The sequence below is a fragment of the Mesorhizobium sp. M5C.F.Cr.IN.023.01.1.1 genome, from assembly GCF_003997585.1.
Taxonomy (GTDB): Bacteria; Pseudomonadota; Alphaproteobacteria; order Rhizobiales; family Rhizobiaceae; genus Mesorhizobium; species Mesorhizobium wenxiniae.
Genome location: NZ_RZSU01000188.1, coordinates 1 through 6,760, shown reverse-complemented (window position 1 = coordinate 6,760; position 6,760 = coordinate 1). Strand labels below are relative to the sequence as shown.

Below are 6,760 nucleotides of genomic sequence, written 5' to 3'. Positions count from 1 at the left end.
TTCGGCACCGAGATGGATTTCGAGCAGACGACGCTGCGCACCGGCTTCACTTTCCGCAACCCGAACCAGAGCTCGGCCTGCGGCTGCGGCGAATCGGTTGAGCTCAAGCCGGCCGATCTGAAGGCTCTGGCCGAGGCGCGCGCTTCGGCCTGATCTTCCCTTCTCCCCGCTTACGGGGAGAAGGTGGCCCGAAGGGCCGGATGAGGGGCAGAGCCGGCCTCTGCAACATTTGCGCTGCCCTCATCTGCCTCCCCGTAAACGGGGAGAAGGACCTAATCCACCCACATTCCCGTTCGTTTGTGCCATCCGGCGATCGATTCTTCCGGATAAATATCGAAGACCTTGTCGTCCTTGCCGATTTCGGGCTCGACCCAGTTCGCCTTGTATTTCAGCATGAGGTGCACCTTTTCAGGCGGTTTCGGCAGGTCCGTGTCGACCGCCGAGGCGAAGGGATGGACCAGCTCCGGCCAGGTCGGATCGTAGAGCCAGAGTGCCGATCCGCATCTCTTGCAGAAATTCCGCTCGCCTGACGAGATCTCGCACTGTGGATGCTCGTCGTCCTCGATCTTGGCCTGGTAGACGCCAAGATTGCGGTTGCCCTTGATTTTCAGCGTATCGAAATCGGCACCGAGATTGATGGCAAAGCCGCCGCCGCCCTGCTGCTTGCGGCAGATCGAGCAGTAGCAAAGCATGAACGGCACCGGCGTGTGGCTTTCCACCTCGAAGCGGACGGCATCGCACCGGCAGGACCCTTTGAGTAGAAGCGGCATGAAAAACTCCGACGAAATTGGTTTTCAACTTGTCAGGATGGTGCCGGCTGCGGCGATGACAAGGGGAAATCCGGGTGACATGATCGCGGCATGGACAATGAGCGCATTGCCGAACTTTTCGAAGGCCTCGGCCCGGTCAGAATTCGCAAGATGTTCGGCGGCAAGGGCATCTACTTCGACGGCGTCATCGTCGCCATCGTCATCCGTGACGAATTGATGCTGAAGGCCGACTCGGAAAGCGCGCCCGAATTCGAAGCGGCCGGCTGCCGGCAATGGACCTACACCGGCTCGCGGCACGGCAAGCTCGTGTCCATGCCGTATTGGAGCATTCCCGACAGCGCCTTCGACGATCCGGATGAGATGGCGGTCTGGGCGCGCCGGGCCTATGAGGCGGGGCTGCGCGCCGGCAAATAGGTGTGTCCGCTAGCCGCTCAGCCTAAGATAATCGCTTCAGGTTGGCGCCTCGGGCACGAATGCCAGCGCCTCGGCAAAGATAGCGCTCGTGGAGGCGGCGCTCTCGACGGCGAGCATCGCGGCGGCAACGCCTTCGCGCAGCGCCGCGCGCAGCGTCAGGCCGTGCAGCAGAGCGGCGACCGTAGCGCCCGCCAGCACATCGGCGGCGACGTCGGTGACCTTTCTTGGCGGCGGGATCGAGAAGGCGCCGGCTTCGTCGAAACCCAGCACCGGACCGTCATCTGCCGTCACCACACCGCTTTTGAGGCCTGCGCGCCTCAAGCCGTCGGCGATATCTTGCTCCGCAGCACCGATATCGACATCGGCGAGTGCGATGGCCTCGCGCCGGTTCATGAAGAGCAGCGCCAGACTGTCGAGCACCGGCGCGAGCCGCACCGCCTTGTCTGGTGAAGCGGCGAGGGCGAAGACCGGCTTGCCGGCGGCAAGCGCCACCAGTCGCTCCAGCGCGGTCGACGGCAGGTTTGCGTCGCACAGAACCGCATCGGCGGTGCTGATCGCCTCGCGCACCTTGGCACGGCGGATCTGCTTGGCAAGCGCCAGGTCGTAGAGCGCCATATCGGCAAGGCCGACGATCAGCGCGCCGTCGCCGTCGATTATCGTCGTGTTGCTCGGCGTCGTGCGATCGAGGAACACCACGGATAGATCGGCGATGCCGGCCGCAACGATGGCGCGCGAGACCGTGTCGGCCAGAACATCGCCGCCGCGCACCGAAAGCAGCGAGCCGGAGACGCCGCGCCGCACGGCGCCGCGCAGCGCATTGAAGACGGCGCCGCCGACATCCTCGCGCATCGTGCCGGGATTCGACGCCGCCGGCACAAAGGCGCCCGAAACCTGGCCGCGCCGATCTATATAGGCGCCGCCTACGGCCAGGATTGTCGGCGACTTCATCATGCCTGGGAGGAGACCTTTGCTGTTGCCGGGCAAAGACTAGGGTGTCCGGCGGAACCCGGCAACCGAAGGCGCGATTCGTAAGATGCCAGCACGATCCTGCGAGGGAAGCGGGATACATCCGGGAGTGAAAGCACGAAACAAAAAAAGAACAAATCCCGATATTGTTTGTTTTTCAATCGTTTGTCTCCCCTTGCCAGACGAGAACAAAAAAGGTACAAATTAATAAGGATTACGGATTGTCCGGCCTTCATTGACGACCAAGGGGTGATGTATCATGGCTCAGAATTCTTTGCGGCTTGTAGAGGACAAAGCAGTGGATAAATCAAAGGCTCTGGATGCGGCGCTGTCGCAAATCGAGCGTGCCTTCGGCAAGGGCTCGATCATGCGGCTCGGCGCAAACGAGCAGGTCGTCGAGATAGAAACGGTGCCGACCGGTTCACTTGGCCTCGACATCGCGCTTGGCGTCGGCGGCCTGCCGCGCGGCCGCATCGTCGAGATCTATGGGCCGGAAAGCTCGGGCAAGACGACGCTGGCGCTGCACACGGTGGCCGAAGCCCAGAAGAAGGGCGGCATCTGCGCCTTTGTCGATGCCGAGCACGCGCTCGATCCGGTCTATGCGCGCAAGCTCGGCGTCGACCTCGAAAACCTGCTGATCTCGCAGCCCGATACCGGCGAACAGGCGCTGGAGATCTGCGACACGCTGGTGCGTTCCGGCGCCATCGACGTGCTGGTGGTCGATTCGGTCGCGGCGCTGACGCCGCGCGCCGAAATCGAGGGCGAAATGGGCGATTCACTGCCCGGCCTGCAGGCCCGCCTGATGAGCCAGGCGCTGCGCAAGCTGACCGCCTCGATCTCGCGCTCCAACACCATGGTCATCTTCATCAACCAGATCCGCATGAAGATCGGCGTGATGTTCGGTTCGCCCGAGACCACGACCGGCGGCAACGCGCTGAAATTCTATGCTTCGGTGCGCCTCGACATTCGCCGCATCGGCTCGGTCAAGGACCGCGATGAGGTCGTCGGCAACCAGACCCGCGTCAAGGTGGTCAAGAACAAGCTGGCGCCGCCCTTCAAGGTGGTCGAGTTCGACATCATGTATGGCGAGGGCGTGTCCAAGACCGGCGAGTTGGTCGACCTCGGCGTCAAGGCCGGCGTGGTCGAGAAGTCGGGCGCCTGGTTCTCCTATAATTCGCAGCGTCTCGGCCAGGGCCGCGAAAACGCAAAACTGTTCCTGCGCGACAATCCCGACACGGCACGCGAGATCGAGCTGGCGCTGAGGCAGAATGCCGGGCTGATCGCCGAGAAATTCCTCGAAAATGGCGGCGCCGAGACCGGCGACGACGGTTTCGAGGACGAAGCTGGCGCGATGTAAGATACAGGCTGTGCCAGTCAAAGTTACCCGTTTGAGTTCGCGTATCCCGAATTGAGTTGGTTTATCGATGTGTTTATGCCGCCGGCCCTGGGCCGGCGGTTTGCGTTTTTGCCGGTAGCGCTGGTCATTCTGAACAGCCGGTAAGGGCTACGGTTTGGAGCAATTCCGTGTTTCTGGACAGGGTGCGGTGCGACCGCTAAAAGGCCATGTCTGTTTTCCGCCGGCAATCGGCGGTTCTCTCGAAAAGGCAGTATTCATGAGTGGCGTCAACGAGATCAGGTCGGCATTTCTCGACTATTTCCGCAAAGAGGGTCACGAGGTCGTGGCGTCGAGCCCCCTGGTGCCGCGCAACGACCCGACGCTCATGTTCACCAACGCTGGCATGGTGCAGTTCAAGAACGTCTTCACCGGGTTTGAAACCCGTCCCTATTCGCGCGCCACGACTTCGCAGAAATGCGTGCGCGCCGGTGGCAAGCACAACGACCTCGACAATGTCGGCTACACTGCCCGTCACCACACCTTCTTCGAGATGCTCGGCAATTTCTCCTTCGGCGATTATTTCAAGGAGCGCGCCATCGAGCTTGCCTGGAACCTGATCACCCGCGAGTTCGGCATCGCCAAGCACAGGCTTCTGGTGACCGTCTACCATACCGACGACGCGGCCGCGGGCTTCTGGAAGAAGATCGCCGGGCTGCCGGAGGACAGGATCATCCGGATCGCCACCAGCGACAATTTCTGGGCGATGGGCGATACCGGTCCCTGCGGCCCGTGCTCGGAAATCTTCTACGACCATGGCGCCGACATTCCGGGCGGCCCGCCCGGCAGCGCGGATGAGGACGGCGACCGTTTCATCGAGATCTGGAACCTCGTCTTCATGCAGTTCGAGCAGGTGACGAAGGCGGAGCGGATCGAACTGCCGCGCCCGTCGATCGATACCGGCATGGGTTTGGAGCGCATCGCCGCCGTCCTGCAGGGCGAGCACGACAATTACGATATCGATCTGTTCAAGGCGCTGATCCGTGCCTCGGAAGAGGCGACCGGCGTCAAGGCGGAAGGCAAGAACCGGGCAAGCCACCGCGTTATTGCCGATCACCTGCGCGCATCGAGCTTCCTCATCGCCGATGGCGTGCTGCCGTCGAACGAAGGCCGCGGCTACGTGCTGCGTCGCATCATGCGCCGCGCCATGCGCCATGCGCAGCTTTTGGGCGCCCGTGATCCGCTGATGTGGCGGCTGGTGCCGGCGCTGGTGCGCGAGATGGGCCAAGCCTATCCCGAACTGGTGCGCGGCCAGCCGCTGATATCAGAGACGCTGAAGCTCGAGGAAACGCGCTTCCGCAAGACGCTGGCGCGCGGCCTCGGCCTGCTTGCCGACGCGACCGAGACGCTCGGCAGCGGCGACCGGCTCGACGGGGAGACGGCGTTCAAGCTCTACGACACCTATGGCTTCCCGCTCGACCTCACTCAGGACGCACTGCGCCCGCGCGGGGTTTCGGTCGACCTCGACGGCTTCAATGCAGCGATGGAGCGCCAAAAGGCCGAGGCGCGCAAGAGCTGGGCCGGCTCCGGCGACGCGGCCACCGAGACCGTCTGGTTCGCGGTGCGCGAGAAGGCGGGCGCGACCGAGTTTCTCGGCTACGACACCGAGCAAGCGGAAGGCATTGTTCAGGCGCTGGTCAGGGATGGCGTTGCAGTGGAGAGCGCCGTTGCCGGCGACAGCGTCGGCGTCGTCGTCAACCAGACGCCGTTCTATGGCGAGTCCGGCGGTCAGATGGGCGACACCGGCACGATTTCGGGCGAAGGCTTTGCCATCGAGGTCACCGACGCGCAGAAGAAGGGCGACGGCCTGTTCGTGCATTTCGGCAAGGTCACCAAGGGCACCGTCAGGACGGGTGAAGCGGTCGAGTTGAAGGTCGACCATATCAGGCGCACGCGGCTACGCTCCAACCATTCGGCGACTCATCTTGTCCACGAGGCGCTGCGCGAGGTGCTCGGCACCCATGTCGCGCAAAAAGGCTCGCTGGTCGCGCCGGAACGGCTGCGCTTCGACTTTTCCCATCCCAAGCCCATCTCTTCGGAAGAGCTGGAACGCGTCGAGGCGATGGCGAACGAGATCGTCGTCCAGAACAGCCCGGTGACGACGCGGCTGATGAGTGTCGACGACGCGATCGCCGAGGGCGCCATGGCGCTGTTCGGCGAGAAATACGGCGACGAGGTTCGCGTCGTGTCGATGGGCACCGTGGTAACCGGCGACAAGGCCGGCAAGCCCTATTCGGTCGAGCTGTGCGGTGGCACCCATGTCGGCGCTACCGGGGACATCGGCCTGGTTCGGCTGGTGTCGGAGGGCGCCGTCGCTGCCGGCGTGCGCCGCATCGAGGCGCTGACCGGAGAGGCGGCCAGAAAGCATCTCGACGAGCAGGACAAGCGGCTGAAGGCGGTCGCGGCCGCGCTGAAGATTTCGCCGGCCGACGTGCCGGCTCGCGTCGAGGCGCTGCTGGACGAGCGCAAGAAACTCGAGAAGGAGCTCACCGAAGCGCGCAAGAAGCTGGCGCTGGGCGACCGCTCGCCAGCCGGCGTGCCTGCCGAGAACGAGACCATTGCCGGTGTCGGCTTCCTCGGCAAGGCGGTAGCGGGCGTCGCGCCAAAGGACTTGAAGCCTCTGGCCGATGCCGGCAAGAAGTCGCTCGGCTCCGGCGTCGTCGTCTTCGTTGGCGCCGGCGAGGACAACAAGGCCAGCGTCGTGGTCGGCGTCACCGACGACCTGACCGGCCGCTTCAGCGCCGTCGATCTGGTGCGCGTGGCATCCGCGGCATTGGGCGGGCAGGGCGGCGGCGGCCGGCCTGATATGGCCCAGGCCGGCGGCCCGGATGCCTCGAAAGCCGAGAATGCGATCGCTGCGGTGAAGGCAGCACTGGAGGCGGCCTGATCGGTTGCAGGAAGGCTTTGGGTTCCTCGCCCCCACGGAAGTGGTACGGAAGTGGGGGAGAGGTGGCCGCCCACGGGTCTTGCCTTTGGCAAGCCCGAGGACAGGCACCGCGGCCGGAGAGGGGGCCTGCGCAATCAGACGAAAAGAAAGCCCGTCTCGGGCGTATGAAAAGACGTTCGAGGCTGGGTGTGCCGATTTCCCCTCTCCGTCTCGGCTTCGCCGATCCACCTCTCCCCGCAAGCGGGGCGAGGAACCCAAGTCCTGCCACGTTGCCGTGCCTCGCAGCGGTTCATTCAGCCTTTTCGGTCTTCGCAAAACTCTCCCGTCCGG

General features: G+C 63.9%; 5 protein-coding genes and 1 pseudogene. 4 read left to right on the top strand and 2 right to left on the bottom strand.

Translation table 11 applies throughout. The features are described from left to right. Nucleotides 1-153 (top strand): annotated as a pseudogene (locus EOA78_RS37610) (Fe-S cluster assembly scaffold SufA); the annotation flags it as partial. A gap of 119 nt (nucleotides 154-272) precedes the next feature. Here EOA78_RS37610 and EOA78_RS34545 read toward each other — a convergent pair. After that, nucleotides 273-770, bottom strand: coding sequence for a GFA family protein (locus tag EOA78_RS34545; RefSeq protein ID WP_127320113.1), 498 nt, complete (start codon nucleotides 768-770; stop codon nucleotides 273-275). A gap of 90 nt (nucleotides 771-860) precedes the next feature. Between EOA78_RS34545 and EOA78_RS34540 the strand changes: the two genes are divergently transcribed. Then, nucleotides 861-1,184 carry a TfoX/Sxy family protein gene (locus EOA78_RS34540; protein WP_127320111.1) on the top strand — a complete coding sequence of 108 codons (324 nt, stop codon included), beginning with the start codon at nucleotides 861-863 and terminating at the stop codon, nucleotides 1,182-1,184. A gap of 36 nt (nucleotides 1,185-1,220) precedes the next feature. Here the strand turns inward: EOA78_RS34540 and EOA78_RS34535 are convergent, their stop codons facing one another. After that, nucleotides 1,221-2,135, bottom strand: a complete 915-nt coding sequence (locus tag EOA78_RS34535) for a carbohydrate kinase family protein (protein WP_127320109.1) — start codon at nucleotides 2,133-2,135, stop codon at nucleotides 1,221-1,223. A 274-nt stretch (nucleotides 2,136-2,409) separates the two neighbouring features. Here EOA78_RS34535 and recA point away from each other — a divergent pair, with 274 nt between their 5' ends. Then, nucleotides 2,410-3,507 carry a recombinase RecA gene (recA, locus tag EOA78_RS34530; RefSeq protein WP_127320107.1) on the top strand — a complete coding sequence of 366 codons (1,098 nt, stop codon included), beginning with the start codon at nucleotides 2,410-2,412 and terminating at the stop codon, nucleotides 3,505-3,507. Between the two features lie 256 nt (nucleotides 3,508-3,763). Continuing rightward, nucleotides 3,764-6,430 (top strand): alanine--tRNA ligase, encoded by a 2,667-nt coding sequence (gene alaS, locus EOA78_RS34525; RefSeq protein ID WP_127320105.1) that lies wholly within the window; start codon nucleotides 3,764-3,766, stop codon nucleotides 6,428-6,430. Nucleotides 6,431-6,760 lie beyond the last annotated feature (330 nt).

Excerpts from the sequence above, each read along its gene's own strand:
- EOA78_RS34545 (WP_127320113.1), bottom strand. The coding sequence starts at position 770 with ATGCCGCTTCTACTCAAAGGGTCCTGCCGGTGCGATGCCGTCCGCTTC.
- EOA78_RS34540 (WP_127320111.1), top strand. The coding sequence starts at position 861 with ATGGACAATGAGCGCATTGCCGAACTTTTCGAAGGCCTCGGCCCGGTC.
- EOA78_RS34535 (WP_127320109.1), bottom strand. The coding sequence starts at position 2,135 with ATGATGAAGTCGCCGACAATCCTGGCCGTAGGCGGCGCCTATATAGAT.
- recA (WP_127320107.1), top strand. The coding sequence starts at position 2,410 with ATGGCTCAGAATTCTTTGCGGCTTGTAGAGGACAAAGCAGTGGATAAA.
- alaS (WP_127320105.1), top strand. The coding sequence starts at position 3,764 with ATGAGTGGCGTCAACGAGATCAGGTCGGCATTTCTCGACTATTTCCGC.